Below are 18,893 nucleotides of genomic sequence, written 5' to 3' on the forward strand. Positions count from 1 at the left end.
CGCCCCATGGCGGCTTTTTTATTGCCCGCTAAGGTGCCTGCCATGAACTTCATTCCCCGCGCTGAATTTCGTTACTTGTGCCGGGCATCGAGACTTAATGCGGCATCCCACATCAGCACCAACTCCCCTTTACGCTCTCGCTTGATATCCTGCCAGTGGCGCCCTTCCAACGCACCTTCGAGGGCGTAGAGCAGATTGAGGCTTGCCGGAATGCCCGACTGTTTCAGGCGCAGCATCACTTCGATACTGCCAAGTTCCCTAAGCTGTTCAAGGCTGGTCACGCCTATCTTGCTGAGCCATGCAGCAGACTTGGGGCCAAGATTGGCGGCATTTATGATGGGGGTCACTGGATACTCCGATGCGGGCGGTTTACGCCATCATAGCATCAGGCCATTAGCCCCAAAAAACAAACCCCGCACAGGGCGGGGTTTATCATGTTACAGGCGCTTATTCGTCGTCTGACTTGCGATCCATGTTTTCGGTGTTTTCAAGCCACAGGGCGTTGATAATCCCGAAGGAACAGGCCAAGAGTACGCCCAGAATCCAGGTGAAATACCACATAGCGACTCCTTATCAGTACAGTGAATGCTTGTTGTTGTCGATGAACTGGCGGCTCAAACGACCATACATCTTGTAGTAGGTCCAGATGGTGTACGAGAGCACAATCGGAACAAAGATGATGGCAGCCCAGGTCATCACATTCAGGGTCATTTCACTGGCCGTGGCATCCCACATTGTCAGGCTCACGCCCGGCTCCAGTGATGATGGCATCACAAACGGGAACATGGCAGCACCACAGGTCAGAATCACACCGGCAACCGCCAGGGAGCTGAACAGGAATGCAAAACCACTGCGGTTCAAGCGGCTTGCGAGAATCACCAGCACAGGCATCGCCAGACCCAACACAGGGAAAGCCATGGTGATGGGGTAAGTCTGATAGTTGGCCATCCAGGCGCCACTGACCAGCTCAACGGTTTTACCCACTGGATTGGAAGCGGCATGGGTATCAATGGCTGACGTGATCACATAACCATCAATACCGTTGGCGACCCAGAAACCGGCGGCGGCGAACAGCACTACCAGCAAAGCAGCACACACCTGAGCAGCATGGGTGGCACGCACACGCATTTCGCCATCGGTCTTCATTTGCAGCCAGGTTGCGCCCTGCATCATAAACATGCTCACGCTCACCAGACCGGCCAGCAAACCGAAGGGGTTCAACAGGCCAAACAGACCACCATGGTACTTGGCGCGCAGGAACTCGTCGAAGTTAAAGGGAACGCCCTGCAGCAGGTTACCGAAGGCCACACCGATAATCAGCGGCGGCACAAAGGAGCCCACAAACAGCGCCCAGTCCCAGGACTTACGCCATTTTGGCGCTTCAATCTTGGAGCGATAGTCAAAGCCCACCGGACGCAGGAACAGCGCCAGCAGCACTATCACCATGGCCACATAGAAGCCCGAGAAAGACACGGCATACACCATGGGCCAGGCAGCAAACAGCGCGCCACCGGCGGTAATAAGCCACACCTGGTTACCATCCCAGTGGGGGGCAACGGTGTTAATCATTACCCTTCTGTCGGTGTCGTCTTTACCCAGGATGGGCAGCAGCGCGCCCACGCCCATGTCAAATCCGTCGGTGACAGCGAAGCCGATAAAGAGTACCCCCACCAGCGCCCACCAGATAAAACGCAATACTTCGTAATCAAACATAGTCTTATCCTTCCCTTAGGCTTCCAGTTTCTCGAAATGGTAGCGGCCGGTCTTGAGACTGCTTGGGCCAAGACGGGCATACTTGAACATCAGGAAGAGCTCAATCACCAGCAGCACTGAGTAGAACAGTGTGATGGAAATGATGCTGAACCAGAGATCGCTGGGGTTAAGGCTGGAGGCCGACATAAAGGTGGGCAACACTTCAGAAATGGTCCATGGCTGACGACCATACTCGGCCACAAACCATCCACACTCAATGGCAATCCAGGGCAGCGGCAGGCTGTAGAGCGCGGCCTTGAGTACCCATTTCTTCTCTTCGATGCGGTGACGGGTGCTTTGCCAGAAGGCTGCGGCAAACACAAACAGCATGATAACACCCAGGCCCACCATCACGCGGAACGACCAGAACAGCGGTGCCACGCTTGGAATAGAGTCCTTGGCGGCAGCCTTGATTTGCTCTTCAGTGGCGTCCACCACCTTGTCGGTGTAACGCTTGAGCAGCAAACCATAGCCCAGGTCTATCTTGGCTTCTTCAAAGGCGGCCTTAAGCTCTGGATCTTTATTGCCGGCGCGCAGCTGCTCGAGCATGGCGTAAGCCTTTATGCCGTTGCGGATACGCACTTCGTGCTCATCTATCAGATCGCGAAGGCCTGTCACTTCCTCATCCAATGAACGGGTAGCAATAATGCCCATGGCATAAGGAATTTTGATGGCACCGTCGGTGTGCATGGTTTCCTGATTTGGGAAACCGACCACGGTAAAGGGCGCAGGAGCCGGCTCAGTGTGCCACTCGGCTTCAACGGCAGCCAGTTTCACGCGCTGCACTTCCCCCACCTTGTAGCCTGATTCGTCACCGAGCACGATAACGGACAGGATAGAGGCCATACCAAAGCTTGCGGCGATGGCAAAAGAGCGACGGGCAAACGGCAGGTCACGCTTCTTGAGGATGTAGTATGCACTGATGGCGAGCACGAACATGGCACCGGCCACATAGCCAGAGGCCACAGTGTGAACAAACTTCACCTGGGCAACCGGGTTAAAGACCACTTCGGCAAAGCTGGTCATTTCCATGCGCATGGTTTCGTAGTTGAATACGCTGCCCACAGGGTTTTGCATCCAGCCGTTGGCCACCAAAATCCACAGTGCAGACATATTGGTACCGAGCGCCATCAGCCAGGTCACTGCCAGGTGCTGACGCTTGGAGAATCTGTCCCAACCGAAGAAGAACATACCCACGAAGGTAGATTCAAGGAAGAAGGCCATCAAGCCTTCAATGGCAAGGGGCGCACCAAAGATGTCGCCTACATAGTGAGAATAGTATGACCAGTTGGTTCCGAACTGGAACTCCATGGCCAGGCCCGTGGTTACGCCAAGGGCAAAGTTAATCCCGAACAGCTTACCCCAGAACTTGGTCATGTCCTTGTAGATCTGCTTGTTGGTCATCACGTAAAGCGATTCCATGATAGCCAGCAGAAAGGCCATGCCCAGGGTCAGGGGTACAAACAGGAAGTGATACATGGCCGTCAGCGCAAACTGCAAGCGCGATAGCTCAACAACCTCTTCAACAATCATCAGCGACTCCTTACTTGGTGCGTCCTGCTACCCTTATCCGATCCCCATCGATAAGTGCAGCAACCTTTGTAGGATAGTAAAATTTGAGTTATTGATGCCCCGGCATTCTGAATCGGTCCAAGGGCAGACATTTTGACGTCCTGGTCCATCTTCCCTGCCTGCGAGTTTTTGCCCCGATAACCCAGACTCAACTCACACTTTCACAGCAGTTTGTGATGGCCACCCGGCGTCACCGGGTGTGAAACACCCAAAAATTATTGCAATCAGGCAATTACACATGGTTTTAAGGGATTTCAGCAGCAATTTTATACCACCCTGAATTGACGTAAATCAATCAATGCGGAGGCTTTAAGTGGAATTTGCAAGCGAGTACACATTTTGTGAGGCGGCGTGATTGACACCCCATATTCAATGGAATAGGCAAGCACCATCGCCCCATGAAACGTGCGTACTTTTGCACCTTAAGCGGATAAAACCAAACAAACCACACCCAATCCAATTGAAAATCAATAAAACATAAATATATATACAACAAAACTTCACCAGCTTTGTTTAAAATAATGATTTATATGAATTTAAACTTGATAGCAAATACGTGGCAATTAAAATGGATAAGTTTTTTTAATGTATAATTTCAATTTTTCTCGTTTGAGACTCACGAGATGACTGGCTAATATACGCACAAGTCGAGGAGATGCCCCCAATTGACGTGTTCCGGGGCTCACTCCGCAACCCCTGAAACTGACTGTGGAGATGTGCCATGAAAAACTTCTTTGACCGTGTGATTAAGGCTTATAAGCGCGTTTTCGTTGAACTGTACAACGCTCGCCCACTGTAAGCAGTACCCTATTTCCCTTGAAGTGAATTGATGTTTTGTTAGCGCAAAACGGCCCCGCCCTGAAAAGGTGCGGGGCATTTTTTTATCCGGCATCAGGTTATACCCATTTGGAGGCAGTTATCACCCCAAAGTGCTGAAAGCCACACTCAGGGCGATTGGTGACAGGCGCAACCGAATTAGCGTCAATATTTCATTGCGTTACACAATAAAAAAAGGAGCGATTCTCATCGCTCCTTTTTGTCAGCTCTATTCGCTGAATATCAGCGCCGGTTAACCCAGTTTCACCCGGGCGTTACGGAACATGCGCATCCATGGGCTGTCCTCGCCCCAGTTGTCTGGGTGCCAGGAGTTGGCCACGGTGCGGAACACCCGCTCTGGGTGCGGCATCATGATAGTGACGCGGCCATCCAGGGTAGTGATACCGGTCAGGCCGTTTGGCGAGCCGTTGGGGTTCTGCGGGTACTGGGTGGCGATGTCGCCATGACCATTCACATAACGCAGCGCCACTGTGCCTGTGGCTTCGGCGCGGGCCAGTGCTTCGGCGTTGGCGAACTCGGCAAAACCTTCACCGTGAGACACGGCGATTGGCATGCGTGAGCCTTCCATGCCAGAGAAGAACAGCGATGGACTCGACTGCACTTCCACCAGGCTGAAGCGGGCTTCAAAGCGCTCGGAGCGGTTACGCACGAAGCGTGGCCAGTGCTCGGCACCGGGGATGATGTCTTTAAGGTTCGACATCATCTGACAGCCGTTACACACCCCGAGGGCAAAGCTGCTGTCGCGCTCGAAGAAGCGGCTGAACTCGTCGCGGGCACGCTGGTTAAAGAGGATGGACTTGGCCCAGCCTTCACCTGCGCCCAGCACGTCACCGTAAGAGAAGCCACCACAGGCCACCAGGCCCTGGAACTCTTCGAGGCTGATGCGGCCAGAGAGGATGTCGGACATGTGTACGTCGCGGCTCTCAAAACCGGCTCTATCAAACGCAGCCGCCATCTCCACGTGGGAGTTAACGCCCTGCTCGCGCAGAATCGCCATCTTGGGCGCGACGCCCTTCAAGATATAAGGCGCAGCCACATCGTCACTTGGGTCGAAGCCAAGCTTCACGGTCAGACCCGGCTCGTCGGCTTTCTGCTTCAGTTCAAACTCCTGGCGGGCACACTCAGGGTTATCACGCAGGGCCTGCATACGGTAGGTGGTCTCGGACCACAGAGTGCGCAGGGCTACGCGGCTGTCTGCAAACACCAGACGCTCGCCATCGTGGATACGTACCTGACCGTCACTGTTCAGCTTGGCAACGGCATGTACGGCAAGACCTGCCGCTTCGAAGGCGCCGCGTACAGCATCTTCATCGGCTTTACTCACCTGAATAACACCGCCGAGCTCTTCGTTAAAGAGACGCTCAAGATCGGAGCCTGCAATACCGGCCAGATTGATGTCCAGACCCGTGTTACCGGCAAAGGCCATTTCCACCAGCGTGGTGAACAGACCACCGTCACTCTTGTCGTGGTAAGCAATCACCTGCTTGGCGGCAACCAGCTTCTGCATGGTCTCGAAGAAACCGCGCAGACTGGCGGCGTTATCCAGATCCGGCGCCACGTCACCCAGCTCACCAAACACCTGCGCCAGGCACGAACCACCGAGGCGGTTTTGACCATTGGCAAGGTCGATAAAGAGGATGCTGGTGTCACCCTTGTCGGAGCGCAGCTCTGGGGTCACAGTGTTACGCACATCATTCACCGCACCGAAGGCGGAAATGATAAGACTCATAGGCGCGGTCACGGCTTTCTTCTCGCCGTTCACTTCCCAGGCAGTCTTCATGGACATGGAGTCCTTGCCCACAGGGATGGTGAGTTCCAGCTCAGGACACAGCTCTTCGCCCACGGCTTTCACTGCCTCAAAAAGACCTGCGTCTTCACCCGGGTGACCGGCAGCGGCCATCCAGTTGGCAGACAGCTTAATACGCTTGAACGAGCCAATGTCGGCACCGGCGATGTTCATGATGGACTCGGCCACCGCCATACGGGCAGATGCGCCAAAGTCCAGCAACGCCAGCGGCGTGCGCTCGCCCATGGACATGGCTTCACCGGCGTAGGTGTCGAAAGTGGCAGCGGTCACGGCGCAGTCAGCCACAGGCACCTGCCAGGGGCCAACCAGCTGGTCGCGGGCCACAAGACCGGTCACAGTGCGGTCACCAATGGTGATAAGGAAGGTCTTGTCGGCCACGGTTGGCAGCGACAGCACGCGCTTCACCGCTTCACCAACAGCAATCTTGTTCTGATCCAGCGCAGGGCTTACCGCCTTTTTGCTTTCCGCCTGGCGGCTCATCTTGGGCGGCTTGCCCAGCAGCACTTCCAGTGGCAGATCGATTGGGGTGTTATCGAAGTGTTCGTCATTGAGGCTTAAGTGCGGCTCGGCAGTAGCTTCACCCACTACGGCAAATGGCGCACGCTCACGCTCACAGATGGCGGCGAAGGTGTCGATATCTTCGGCGGCCACAGACAGCACATAACGCTCCTGGGACTCGTTACACCAGATTTCCAGCGGGCTCATGCCGCGCTCGTCACACAGCACATTACGCAGCTCGAAACGGCCACCGCGGTCGCCATCATTCACCAGCTCAGGCAGGGCGTTGGACAAACCACCGGCACCCACGTCATGGATAAACTGAATGGGGTTCTTGTCACCCATCTGCCAGCAGCGGTCAATCACTTCCTGACAGCGACGCTCCATCTCTGGGTTATCGCGCTGCACCGAGGCAAAGTCCAGATCTTCGCTGGACTGGCCAGAAGCCATGGAAGAAGCCGCGCCGCCGCCCAGACCAATGTTCATCGCAGGGCCACCCAGCACGACCAGCTTGGCGCCAACGGTGATTTCACCTTTCTGCACATGGTCTTCGCGGATGTTGCCGATACCACCGGCCAGCATGATGGGCTTGTGGTAACCACGGACTTCCACGCCGTTGTGGCTTGCGACTTCCTGCTCGTAGGTACGGAAGTAACCGAGCAGAGCCGGACGGCCAAACTCGTTGTTAAAGGCAGCGCCGCCCAGAGGGCCTTCGGTCATGATGTCCAGCGCAGTGACGATTCGGTCTGGCTTGCCGTAGTTACCTTCCCAAGGCTGTACAAAGCCCGGGATCTTCAGGTTGGATACGCTGAAGCCGGTCAAACCTGCCTTTGGCTTGGCGCCGCGGCCGGTGGCACCTTCGTCACGGATTTCACCGCCGGAACCGGTGGCAGCACCTGGGTATGGGCTGATAGCGGTTGGGTGGTTGTGGGTTTCCACCTTCATCAGGATATGAACCGGCTCCTGATGGTAGTTATACACACCGTCGGCGTCCGGGAAAAAGCGGCCAGCCTCGGTACCCACCATCACGGCGGCGTTATCCTTGTAGGCAGACAGCACATTGTCCGGCGTCTTTTCGAAGGTGTTTTTGATCATCTTGAACAGCGACTTGGGCTGCTCTACGCCGTCGATGGTCCAATCGGCGTTGAAAATCTTATGACGACAGTGCTCAGAGTTTGCCTGGGCAAACATCATCAGCTCGATGTCGTTGGGGTTACGGCCCAGACGGGTGAAGTTTTCGACCAGATAGTCGATTTCATCTTCCGCCAGTGCCAGACCCATGTTGCGGTTGGCCACTTCCAGCGCGGCGCGGCCTTCGCCGAGGATATTCACGCTGGTGAACGGCTTGGGCTCGGTGTGGGCAAAAAGCACCGACGCATCGTCAAAGCTCGCCAGTACCACTTCCACCATGCGGTCGTGGATAAGGGCTTTAAGCTCCTTGGTCTGGGCATCGCTCAGGGCATCCGACTCGACATAGTAGGCAACACCACGCTCCAGACGCTTGATTTTATCAAGGCCGCAGTTGTGGGCGATGTCGGTAGCTTTGGAGGACCAGGGAGAGATGGTGCCGGGGCGGGGAGTGACAAACAGGAGGGTTCCTGTGGGGGCATGGGGCTCAATGGCGGGACCGTAGGTCAGGATCTTGCCGAGTCTGTCTTGCTCGGTCGCATTGAGCGCCTCGTTCAAGTCCGCCAAATGGATATATTCGGCATAGATTTGGCGTACAGGAAGTGCTGCATTTTCACAGGCTTCCATCAGCTTTTGCACTCTAAACGCCGAGAGTGCAGGAGCTCCACGGATGATCTCCATCACGTCAATTCACCTTACTTTTTATAATTACAGGGTCAGAGGTGGCGCTATTATAGGGAAATGCGCCCCGTAAATCACCTGCCATGCTTACTCAAAACAGTGTTTCCTGTAATATTGGGTTCCGGTTCTGGCACGGATTGCCGGACTGTTCAGCAAGGGCTCAGGATGCATCGGGTAGAATTGCGCCGATTTCGACAAGCCTTGACTGAATTTCCTGGGGTTAATTGATTGATAAGACTAAGAAGAGTCCTTTTTCTACTTGCCGGTTTACTGGTGCTGTCTGCGTGTCAGCCGCCAGGGCTTGTTGTGGACGATTCTCAGCCCAGAGCCGAATCTGAGACCCTTCGAGTAGGTACCCTGTATGGTGCCCAAATCTACATGAGCTCGGGCCAGGGCCTGTCAGGCTTTGATTATGAGCTGGCGCAGAAATTTGCCGACTACCTGGGCAAGCCGCTGGAAATGCAGCCTTACAGCAACCGAAGCGAGCTTTACGATGCGCTGGCAAAGGGCGACATCGACCTCATCGCCGCCGGTATCACCGAAAGCCCCAACCGCCGCAATCGTTTTCGTATGGGACCGCCCCTTTACCGGGTGGATCAGGTCGTGGTTTACCGTCAGGGCAATAAGGCACCCGAGTCCATAGAACAACTCAGCGGCAATTTGACGGTGGTGGCCGACTCGGCCTTTGTGGAAACTCTCACCCGGCTGCAACAAACCCACACCAATCTAAGCTGGGAGCAAACCAGCGAAAAAGATAACGACGAACTCATTGCCATGATTGCCAGCGGTGAACTCAACTACACCCTGGCTCAGTCGACCAGCCTGGATATCAACCGCCGTTACATGCCGGAGCTCAGAAGTGGCCTGGTGCTGGAGCAAAAAGTGCCGGTGGTCTGGCTGTTGCCAGCCCAAAACAGCGATGCGCTGATGAGTAAGCTGCTGGCCTTCTGGCATCAGGAAAAACGCGCCGGCACCCTGGCACACCTCAATGAAAAATACTTCGGCCATGTGAAGCGTTTTGATTACGTCGACACCCGCGCCTTTATCCGCGCCATTGATGCCAAGCTGCCCCGCTACCGGCCCCTGTTTGAAGAATACGCAGGCGATCTCGACTGGCGAAAACTGGCCGCAGCCAGTTATCAGGAGTCCCACTGGAACCCCAACGCCCGTTCGCCTACCGGGGTGCGCGGCATGATGATGCTGACCAATGCCACCGCCAGCCAGCTGGGGGTGACTAATCGTCTCGACCCACGGCAAAGCATTCGTGGCGGCGCCGATTATCTGCGGGATTTGATAAACCGCTTGCCTGAGTCCATTCCGGAGAATCAGCGGATGTGGTTTGCCCTTGCCGCCTACAACATTGGGCTGGGCCATTTGGAAGATGCCCGCCGACTGGCTGAAGCGCAGGGGCTGAACCCCAGCGCCTGGCGGGATGTGAAGCAGGTATTGCCATTACTGCAAAAGCGCAAGTTTTACAGCCAGACCCGTTACGGCTATGCCAGGGGCGGTGAAGCGGTGCATTATGTGGACTCCATCCGTCGCTACTACGACACCCTGGTATGGGTGGACAATCAAAAACCCAAGGATGAGCCCCAGCTTCAGGATGAAGTTCAGGTAGAAGAAACCGCCGCCAGCACCACTGCACAGCCGCCAACAGCGACTCCCCACGAGTAACACCTTTACTGGTGAACAGAAATCCACCACTGAAGCAGTGGCTGTGATCCCCTGCTCTTGCCAGTATCCCGGAGCACTGCTAATGTGCGGTGTAGAAAAAGAATTGGCCGTTAAGGACCAATGAGTTACAAGGGGCCTTACATGAAAAGAAAAACCATCAATAACCATACCGCTGCAAGACGCCGCACCCTGGTCAAATTCCGCCACAGCCGCTTGCTGCGCAGACAAAAACTCTTCTTTAGCCTTATCCAGTCTGAAGAGTAAATACACAGGGCTTTCGCCCACGCTCCATTGCGTCCTTATTCAGCAGCAGACTGCGCATCACCGGCAGTCTGCTTGAGGGCTTTTTGCTCTTTGCGGCGGCGACGGAAAAAGTCGCTGAGCAGCCCTGAACATTCGTCGGCCAGCACTCCTTCTTCCACGGCTATTTGGTGATTAAAGGCAGGATGCCTGACCAAATCCACCACACTGCCTGCGGCACCGGTTTTTCCATCTCTGGCACCAAACACCAGACGGCTGATACGACTGTGTACCATCACTCCGGCACACATGGCACAGGGTTCCAGAGTCACATAGAGGGTGGTGTCGAGCAGTCGGTAATTGCCCAGTAACTTTCCTGCCTCCCGCAGGCACTGCATCTCCGCGTGGGCGCTGGGGTCGTTCAGGCCAATATTGTGGTTATAGCCCGTCGCTATCACCTCGCCTTCCTTCACCAGCACAGCCCCCACGGGCACTTCCCCCCTCGCCTCCGCCTCTTTGGCTGCTGCGAGTGCGAGCGACATAAAATGCTTGTCCAACTCTGATTGTTGCAATGTCATTTCCACCCCATTTTTGACGGGCACAGTATAACCGCCGCCTCCCTTCCCTGGCAAAATTTGCTCCCGTGGCTAGACTTTAATCAGACATTTCAAAGGCCGCTGCTAATGCGTTTTCAAAAGCAATCCGGGCACTTATACATTCAATATCTCACTTTGCTCCTCGGGATCGTTTTTATAGTCCTGTATCTGAAGTGGGCTGATCACCAACCTCAGCTAAAACAGCTGGAACTGGTCCTTGAGAGTGTGCCAGTACTCTTCTGGTTGGTGATTATGTTCAGCTGTCGCTATATCCGCCACCTCAAGCACAGCTATCTCCTGCTCCTGAGCGGCGCAATCGTCTCTTTCTTCGGAAGCATGATGAACTGGCTGGATGAAATCACCCTGCCAACAAAATTAGCCTTTGTAGAGGACATTCTGCTGTCCATCGGGCTTATCCTCTCGGCAACGGGACTGTTGCTGCTTTTCCGTCATCAGGTGGTTCAGCACAGTTTACTTAAGAAAATTGCCGCCACCGATCCCCTTACCGGCGCCCTCAACCGCCGCGCCTTTAAGGCACCCAAAGAACACAAACACAGTGAGCGCACTGTGTTTGCACTGGTGGACGTGGATCACTTCAAGCGCATTAATGATACCTTCGGCCACGATGCCGGTGATTTTGTGCTGGTCGAACTCGCCAAACTCATCAGCAGCCACATACGTGAAGAGGATCAGTTTTTTCGTTGGGGCGGTGAAGAGTTTTTGCTGGAATTCAGGCAAGCCGAGTTGGCACAGGCAAGCAAAAGGATGGAATCCCTGCGCCAACTGGTTGAGTCCAGCCATTTCAATCTCAATGGTCAGGCCATCAAGATCACCGTCAGTGCTGGGCTCGCCGCCGTTTCACCGGGCCATGGGGGGCTCGAAAAGGCGTTGAAGGCAGCCGATGAAGCTCTCTACCGCGCCAAGGGCAACGGCCGTAACCGAATTGAAATGGCGGCATAAACACAGCGTTATTCTGTGCCTTTAAGGCATTGGTTCTGAAAAGTTTCCCCCTCAGACATGGCTGCTTGGGTTGAAGCGGTATACCTATTTAAGTCAATCAACCACGGCCATCCCCGGTGGGTAATAGGTAACTTCAAAGCGCACCCCATCAAGGTCTTTCATAAACAAGGCGATGGCACCACCGAGGTTTTGCACCTCAGGTACCTCGAACCCCGCCTCCGCCATGGCGGCACGCACCCCATAGACCTGCTCAGGCGATGACGCGCCAAAGCCCAGGTGATTCATACCTGCACCGTAACGCTCGTAGGCAGAGGTACCGGCTTTTGCCTGCAAAAACTGAAAGAAAAAGCCTTCGCCATCCGTCCATACGTGGTTTTTCTTTTTTGAAAAGCCGAGCAAAGGCAGTAATTGCTCGTAGTAAGGCATGCTGAGTTCCAGCGATGACACCAGAAGGGTGATGTGGTCAATCTTCATAAGCAAACTGTTCCCTGTATTAAAACCCTGTGTATGGCTCATTGAACTTGGTTTTAGTCAAACTCATGCGTCCAAAACCACTGCCAAGCACCATTCAACTTGCAATTCATTCGCTATTCAATCCTGTGACTTTATCTCTCTTATGGTGAGATCAATCAGCATTACCTCAATCGCAGCAACACAAGGAAAGCTATTGGAAATAGTATTCCAGTAAGACTTTAATGCTGTTTCAAGCCCAGAAAGCGGTACTGGTTGATTTTCAATCTGCCAATGTTGCTGATGAGACTTTCCCTGCCAGACTAATAAAAACACACCACAACCCGCCGTTTCTTCACGTAGGTAATCACCGGCAAGTTGGTTACGTAATCGCTCACAGAGTTCAGAACCAGACCATCCCTTATCCAGCAACTTGAGCTCAATTGGCACCGGTGAAGCTATCTGTGAGCTTTGAGTCCAAATATCCGGCCTCTGCTTATTTGGCAGCTCGTTTTCTTGTGCACAAGAGTAGCGTCCAGAAGATTTGAGATTCAGCCAACCCACTATGAGATTACGCAATTCGGTTTCACCGTCAGCCTTCTGCCAAGTCTTATAGGGGCTGTCATTACCACGTTCTACCCAAGCCTTCAAATCAAGCAAACGATCAACAGTTAGCTCAAAAAGCTGCCGATTGGTTGTAGGTTTGCTCTCTTGGTACTGGTCATAATCCCGTACTTGTTGCTCCGTCCAAAACTCCAAATCAGCATCTTGTTCTGCTCGTTGGTAAGCCCGCTTTTGCATCCAAGGCCGATATGTCTCATCTGGATGCTCTTTAGCTAACTCGGTCAAGGCAATATAAGTCTCTTTCCCAGGGATCTCAGATAGTAAATTAAATAGAGCATTGCGGCCGTCTTGCGCATCATCGCGCAGCCCAGGCGAATACACTCCTTTACCCGCTCGTTCAATGTCGTCTCGGGCTCGGATATACCTATGCATAAGGATATAAAGTCTTTTTAAATGTCTGATATCACGGAAACTACCGCGGCTATAGCCAATACGTGATGAACGCCTTGTTCCCATTAACTCCGATATAAATCGCTGAGCTTCGTGTGATGCCTCTTTCGGTGGAAGGCTCGACAACCACTTCTCAAATACAGAAATTCCTTCTTCTGCGTCAAAGTCAGCCCAAAGCGCAAACCAAACTGCCGACTGTCCACACATCGCATTTCGGGCAACTTTTGACCCTACCAATTTCAAGACCGGTTCAGTATCTGCGTTACCATTCAGTAAAATATTGATGCCATAACCTAAAGCTTCACTGCTTAAGATTTCGTGCTGCCGCAACCACGATAGGATCGAAGGAACCAATTGGCTATGCATCCACGGCGCGTGGTAAACCAAATCACTCAAAATGTAGTGTGTAGGTTTAGTTGCTTCTGTATTCGCGAGCTCCCAGTGCAATTCGGTGAGGACTGCTTCCAAGACCAGCTGTGGATACGCCACATACATTCGTTCAAACCAACTTGGGAAGCCGTTGAGCTCCCAGACAATATATCGAAGCGCATGGCGAACCTCGGCTTCTGTCAAATTTTCAGGAAAGTCGATGTTCTCGCTCGCTTCTATTTCGAGGCCAGCCATGGCGAAGACAAGCGAATAGGGTATGGAGTTGGTATTACCTCCTTCTGAACGCAGGCCAGGAGTATAGTTACGCCAATAAGATATTGCGGCTTCCCGGTAAGCCCGAGCGACATCCTCACCAAACTCAGGAATCAAGGCTTGCCAATCTGCACCGTCACTACGGCTTGTCCGAAAACCAGAGCCCTCAATTTCTCCTAACAACCAAAGTTGGTCGTCGCTGACCCTACCTTGCGCTAATCCAGGAGGATGACAAACAACATCTGGGTTAGCCTTTAAACGTTCTATCCATTTAGTGCGGTTGAGCTTACGTTCTTCCTGTTTTTGTTTCCACTTCGCTTCTTGCTGAGCTGATTTTTCCTCCAATTCAATGAGACTTTGCGACTTAGTTGGATTGAGGAACGTACTATGTTGCAGTGCCAATTCCGAATTACCTTCGACCGCACATTTGAGTAGTTCCAACCAACCTTCAGGTCTATCCGCTTGGGTAAACAACCTGTGGGCAAGTGACAATGCAACCAATTTATCATCCAGAAACTCACGCGTTGCAATGAATCCCAGCACGTCATGAAACCTTTCAGCTTCGAATTTCCAGTAATGTTGAAGCCATTGAACCGGCCAGTCATCTATCAGCCGTTCGGATTTTTTTATCCAACGCCGATGCCGCGCATCTTCAATACAATGCCAAAACAAGGCGTCATTCAGTTCTTTCCAGGCCGGAACAAGTTGATATAGGGAACTTTTGTAGTCGTCAAAACCTTCACCATGCCAATACTGTACTGTTGGCCCCTTCAATAAAATAGTAAATCCTTCAAGCAACATAGCGGCCTCAGAACGGGCTGAAACCAGCCGTTCGACCGCATGTGTTGCTGGGCCTAGTAGCCATAGAAATTGCTGTGAGACATGGCATTCCCGCTGCTGGATGTACGGCTCCCGATCAAGAAAATCATTCAAACCAAGGACCATAGCAATCAGAGGCTCTATCGCATCCAATGAGCCGGGATTAGGTAAACGGTCTATGAATTCATGAATCGCCTGCCCCAACCCAGTGGCCTGGTAACGGTCATATGCTTCTAACTTGTTAATTGATACAAGCAGACTGTTTACCGAAGCTATATCAGGCTCTACTTCCTCTAAAATCTCGGTCAGTAATCTGCGGGGCAAAGGCTGTGGCAGGACATTCAGTTGAGCCCATAAACTACTTTGTTGTTCCTGCGTCCCGCATGTCATCACAGCCCGTGTTGCAGCAATGCGCGCAAATGCCCCCCGCTCAGTGTCGATTGCAATTTCGAACAATGGAGGCAAACAGTCGTGCATATTTCCCTGCCAAACCAATCGACCCAGGAAAAAAATTGCGCCAACGTTGCTTCTATGCTCTGTGATAATACGAAGGGCATCCCCACTCAGATCCGGCTGGGCAATCTTGGCTATCGCGCTGTTATCCCGCGCCGAACGGTTATCTTCATCCGCGACAATTCTGCTGACAATGTCGTGAAGGAGAGCTTGTCGTTCTGCAAATGGCAAATGCGCTGCATCGCCTCCTTCGACTGCAATTTCCGGAGCAATTTTTAGGGCTTTATGACGAAGTCCATCATCGAATAATATTAACCAGGACAATACCGGCCGAAGACGTGGTGTAACGATTGAGTGCCCATATTGCTCACGAATAAACAGTGACTCGATAGCATGACGGGCATAACCATTTTTGAGCTGTTCAGCAAACCATTCCGCTGCGAGCAGCTCCCTAACATCCCTGTGTCTAAAACGCACCATGCCATAAAGCACGTCATTGAAAATCCCACGTTCAAGCAATGCTTGCACGTCTGCCGGTTCCCAGTCGCCCAGAACCCTTTCTGCATCAATGCCTTTATTTGAGTAAATAGAGTCCGGAACACAAATACCTGCTTCACCCGTTAGAATCACAGCAGCGGCAAGCAAGCGTGCCCCATGCCTTGCTTTCTGCCGATTAAGAGGCTGGCGCTGTGCACGATTTGGATCAATTTCCTTTAAGCGAAGATCAATATTGTGTTGCAGTAACTCAAGCCGGCCATTAAGTGTTTGATCTGCCTGCCACTTAGCCAATATGCCTTCGAGATCAAACGGACGCCCTGCCATCTGCATCAAATTTGCACGATGGAGGTCAGTGATCAACTTGTCTACTTGTTGCACCCCACGAGCATTGGCAAAGAATCGAATGTCTTTTTCATCCAGTGCATTAAGCAAGTAAACTTTCAAGGCACTTTCAGGTTCATCCTGCTTTTCTCTATCAATTTCTCCGGCGTTGCTGACTTCCTCTACCTTCGGTCGTAAATAGGGTAGGTATCGCTCCAGCATGTCTCTATCTGATCTTGCACGCCAGGCATAGGGGCGGCTGGAAATAAAAATGTGCGCACGTCGCTTAGCGAAATTTATTCGAGTCGCAAAACACTTAATTGCCTTCTCAAATGCACGTGGATTTTCCAATCGTGCCTCGTCGATTGAATCAAGGAAAAACCAAGCTTCATCTTGTGAACTTAGCCAGTGCTCAAAAGACTCCAAGCTGCCTACGTCAAATGAGTTTTCGAAGCCATCTTCGATATCTTCTATGCGGATAAAGAAGGCTGCACGGCCTTCATCTTCAGCACACTTTGCGCGAGCCTCCATCTCGAAACTTTTTCCTGCTCCGGCCTCAGCCAAAATAACGCAGCGATACTCCCCTTCAAGTTCCGGCCAGCCAGTACGCTTCCCTTCCCCCCAGATTGAGAGTATTTCCATTTCGTCAGCATCAGCTTCAGATTTTGGTACCTTCGAAAAAAACCTCTTGAGGGGCACTGACCTGTCATTCATATCGAAACACCTCCAGATCCACTAGGTTGGAGTTCCCTGTGTTCATAAACGATAACGTGGGACTTCAGGATACTCACGATCGTAAAATTCCGGCGTCATTCATTTCACAGCTTGGGTATATTGGGCACTGAATCTATTTCATCCAGTTCCCACATCAGAGTCAACGAAATAGTCTGACACAACAGTTAGTTGGCCCAATAACATTTGGTAAATAGTCGGACCTGTACACCAATCCCCCGTTCCGATGCTGCCGAGGACCTTGCTGAAAATGGCGTGGCGAGGCATGGATGCCGAAGCAGCGTCAGTCGAATCAGGGATGAGCGTCAGACGCGCTAGCCGATTTTCGGCATAAGGTCGAGGGGTAGTCAGCATCGGTGGGGTGTCCTTGGGGATGCAAGGGGTATTGGACAAGCAATACCCCTTGCCCGGAGGCGGGCTGGAAGGCCGCGACTTTGCAGTACTAAAACAGAGAGAATAATTGCATGCTGGTGCCATCAGCAGGAAAGTGTCAACTGTATTCGGGATGGGCCAGATGAAAAAATAAAGCCCATGATTTCATGGGCTTTATTTCGTCTAACTCAGGCTAACTGCGACAGTTGAATAAGCGCAATTATTCCCACTCGATGGTGGCAGGTGGCTTGCCGGAGATGTCGTACACCACGCGGGAAATACCGTCGACTTCGTTGATGATGCGGTTGGATACGCGGCCAAGGAAATCGTATGGCAGGTGCGCCCAGTGTGCAGTCATAAAGTCGATGGTTTCCACGGCGCGCAGCGACACAACCCAGTCGTACTTACGGCCATCGCCCATCACGCCCACACTGCGAACCGGCAGGAACACGGTGAACGCCTGGCTGACCTTGTTGTACAGATCGGCGCGGTGCAGCTCTTCAATGAAGATGGCATCGGCGCGGCGCAAAAGGTCGCAGTATTCTTTCTTCACTTCGCCAAGTACACGCACCCCAAGGCCCGGGCCTGGGAATGGGTGGCGATAGAGCATGTCGTAAGGCAGGCCGAGTTCCAGACCAATCTTACGCACTTCGTCTTTGAAGAGTTCACGCAGCGGTTCTACCAAGCCCAGCTCCATATCATCGGGCAGACCACCCACGTTGTGGTGCGACTTGATCACATGGGCCTTGCCGGTGGCACTGCCTGCAGACTCAATCACGTCTGGATAGATGGTGCCCTGGGCCAGCCACTTGGCGTTAACGCACTTGGAGGCTTCTTCGTCGAAGATTTCCACGAACACGCGGCCGATGATCTTACGCTTGGCCTCAGGGTCGTTTTCGCCCTTGAGGGCGTCGAGGAAACGGCTTTCAGCATCCACGTGAACAATGTTGAGACCAAAGTGGTCGCCGAACATTTCCAGTACCTGCTTGGCTTCGTTGAGGCGCAAGAGGCCATTGTCAACGAATACACAGGTCAGACGCTTGCCGATGGCGCGGTGCAGCAGCATGGCCGTCACGGAAGAGTCCACACCGCCGGAGAGGCCGAGGATCACTTCATCGTCGCCCACCTGAGCCTTGATGCGCTCTACCGCGTCTTCGATGATGGAGGCTGGCTGCCACTTGTTATCACAGCCACAGATGTCCATCACAAAATGTTCCAGCATGCGCTTGCCCTGACGGGTGTGAGTCACTTCGGGGTGGAACTGCACACCGTAGAACTTCTTGTCTTCGTTGGCCATTACGGCAAACGGACAGGTCTCGGTCTTGGCAACAGCCACAAAGCCTTCTGGAATTTCAGAGACCTTGTCACCGTGGCTCATCCACACGTCCAAGAGCGGCTTGCCGGCGTCGGAAATGCCGTCTTCGATGTGACGCAGCAGCGCACTGTCGCTCAGTACTTCAACCTGGGCATAGCCGAACTCGCGCTCGCCAACGCCCTGGATAACCTTGCCGCCCAGCTGCTCGCTCATGGTCTGCATGCCGTAGCAAATACCCAGCACGGGCACACCGGCGTTAAACACATACTCAGGGGCGCGGGGAGAGTTTTCTTCGGTGACAGACTCGGGGCCACCGGCCAGAACGATACCGTTAGGGGCAAATTCGCGGATCTGCGCTTCGGTCACATCCCAGGCCCAGAGTTCGCAGTACACGCCGATTTCACGGATACGGCGGGCAATCAGCTGAGTGTACTGAGAACCGAAATCCAGAATAAGTATCTTGTGCTCATGAATGTTGCTCATGGAAAACCTTTATCTCATTTGGCATTTATCTTGTTCCGGCGCCAGAGAT

General features: G+C 53.1%; 12 protein-coding genes. 3 read left to right on the top strand and 9 right to left on the bottom strand.

The window, feature by feature from the left end; all coding sequences use genetic code 11:
- Positions 1–71: 71 nt before the first annotated feature.
- The 5 genes from JQC75_RS12115 to purL form a co-directional block, all read right to left on the bottom strand.
- Positions 72–347, bottom strand: a complete 276-nt coding sequence (locus tag JQC75_RS12115; RefSeq protein ID WP_203324337.1) for a TfoX/Sxy family protein — start codon at positions 345–347, stop codon at positions 72–74.
- 100 nt (positions 348–447) lie between these two features.
- Entirely contained in the window at positions 448–561 is a 114-nt protein-coding gene (gene cydX, locus JQC75_RS12120; protein ID WP_011760460.1) for a cytochrome bd-I oxidase subunit CydX, read from the bottom strand.
- Positions 562–573: 12 nt separating this feature from the next.
- Positions 574–1,713 carry a cytochrome d ubiquinol oxidase subunit II gene (cydB, locus tag JQC75_RS12125; RefSeq protein WP_203324338.1) on the bottom strand — a complete coding sequence of 380 codons (1,140 nt, stop codon included), beginning with the start codon at positions 1,711–1,713 and terminating at the stop codon, positions 574–576.
- Between the two features lie 15 nt (positions 1,714–1,728).
- On the bottom strand, positions 1,729–3,285 hold the full coding sequence (locus tag JQC75_RS12130) for a cytochrome ubiquinol oxidase subunit I (protein ID WP_203324339.1): 1,557 nt from the start codon (positions 3,283–3,285) through the stop codon (positions 1,729–1,731).
- Between the two features lie 1,108 nt (positions 3,286–4,393).
- The gene (gene purL / locus JQC75_RS12135) at positions 4,394–8,275 is read right to left on the bottom strand and encodes a phosphoribosylformylglycinamidine synthase (protein WP_203327216.1); all 3,882 of its coding nucleotides are present in this window, start codon (positions 8,273–8,275) and stop codon (positions 4,394–4,396) included.
- Between the two features lie 228 nt (positions 8,276–8,503).
- Between purL and mltF the strand changes: the two genes are divergently transcribed.
- Both mltF and JQC75_RS19000 read left to right on the top strand, forming a co-directional pair.
- The gene (gene mltF / locus JQC75_RS12140; protein ID WP_203324340.1) at positions 8,504–9,949 is read left to right on the top strand and encodes a membrane-bound lytic murein transglycosylase MltF; all 1,446 of its coding nucleotides are present in this window, start codon (positions 8,504–8,506) and stop codon (positions 9,947–9,949) included.
- Positions 9,950–10,090: 141 nt separating this feature from the next.
- The gene (locus JQC75_RS19000; protein ID WP_275403195.1) at positions 10,091–10,213 is read left to right on the top strand and encodes a hypothetical protein; all 123 of its coding nucleotides are present in this window, start codon (positions 10,091–10,093) and stop codon (positions 10,211–10,213) included.
- Between the two features lie 35 nt (positions 10,214–10,248).
- Here JQC75_RS19000 and tadA read toward each other — a convergent pair whose 3' ends face one another.
- Positions 10,249–10,767 carry a tRNA adenosine(34) deaminase TadA gene (gene tadA / locus JQC75_RS12145; protein WP_203324341.1) on the bottom strand — a complete coding sequence of 173 codons (519 nt, stop codon included), beginning with the start codon at positions 10,765–10,767 and terminating at the stop codon, positions 10,249–10,251.
- Between the two features lie 270 nt (positions 10,768–11,037).
- Between tadA and JQC75_RS12150 the strand changes: the two genes are divergently transcribed.
- Positions 11,038–11,745, top strand: coding sequence for a GGDEF domain-containing protein (locus JQC75_RS12150; protein WP_203324342.1), 708 nt, complete (start codon positions 11,038–11,040; stop codon positions 11,743–11,745).
- A 93-nt stretch (positions 11,746–11,838) separates the two neighbouring features.
- On the opposite strand, the gene JQC75_RS12155 is transcribed toward JQC75_RS12150, so the two are convergent.
- From JQC75_RS12155 to guaA, 3 genes are all read right to left on the bottom strand, one after another.
- Complete coding sequence (locus tag JQC75_RS12155; protein WP_203324343.1) at positions 11,839–12,219, bottom strand: VOC family protein; 381 nt, start codon at positions 12,217–12,219, stop codon at positions 11,839–11,841.
- A 117-nt stretch (positions 12,220–12,336) separates the two neighbouring features.
- Positions 12,337–16,656, bottom strand: a complete 4,320-nt coding sequence (locus JQC75_RS12160; RefSeq protein ID WP_203324344.1) for an NACHT domain-containing protein — start codon at positions 16,654–16,656, stop codon at positions 12,337–12,339.
- A gap of 610 nt (positions 16,657–17,266) precedes the next feature.
- Positions 17,267–18,844: a glutamine-hydrolyzing GMP synthase gene (gene guaA / locus JQC75_RS12165; RefSeq protein WP_203324345.1), complete on the bottom strand. Its 1,578-nt coding sequence runs from the start codon at positions 18,842–18,844 to the stop codon at positions 17,267–17,269.
- Positions 18,845–18,893 lie beyond the last annotated feature (49 nt).

The organism is Shewanella litorisediminis (assembly GCF_016834455.1).
Classification (GTDB): Bacteria; Pseudomonadota; Gammaproteobacteria; order Enterobacterales; family Shewanellaceae; genus Shewanella; species Shewanella litorisediminis.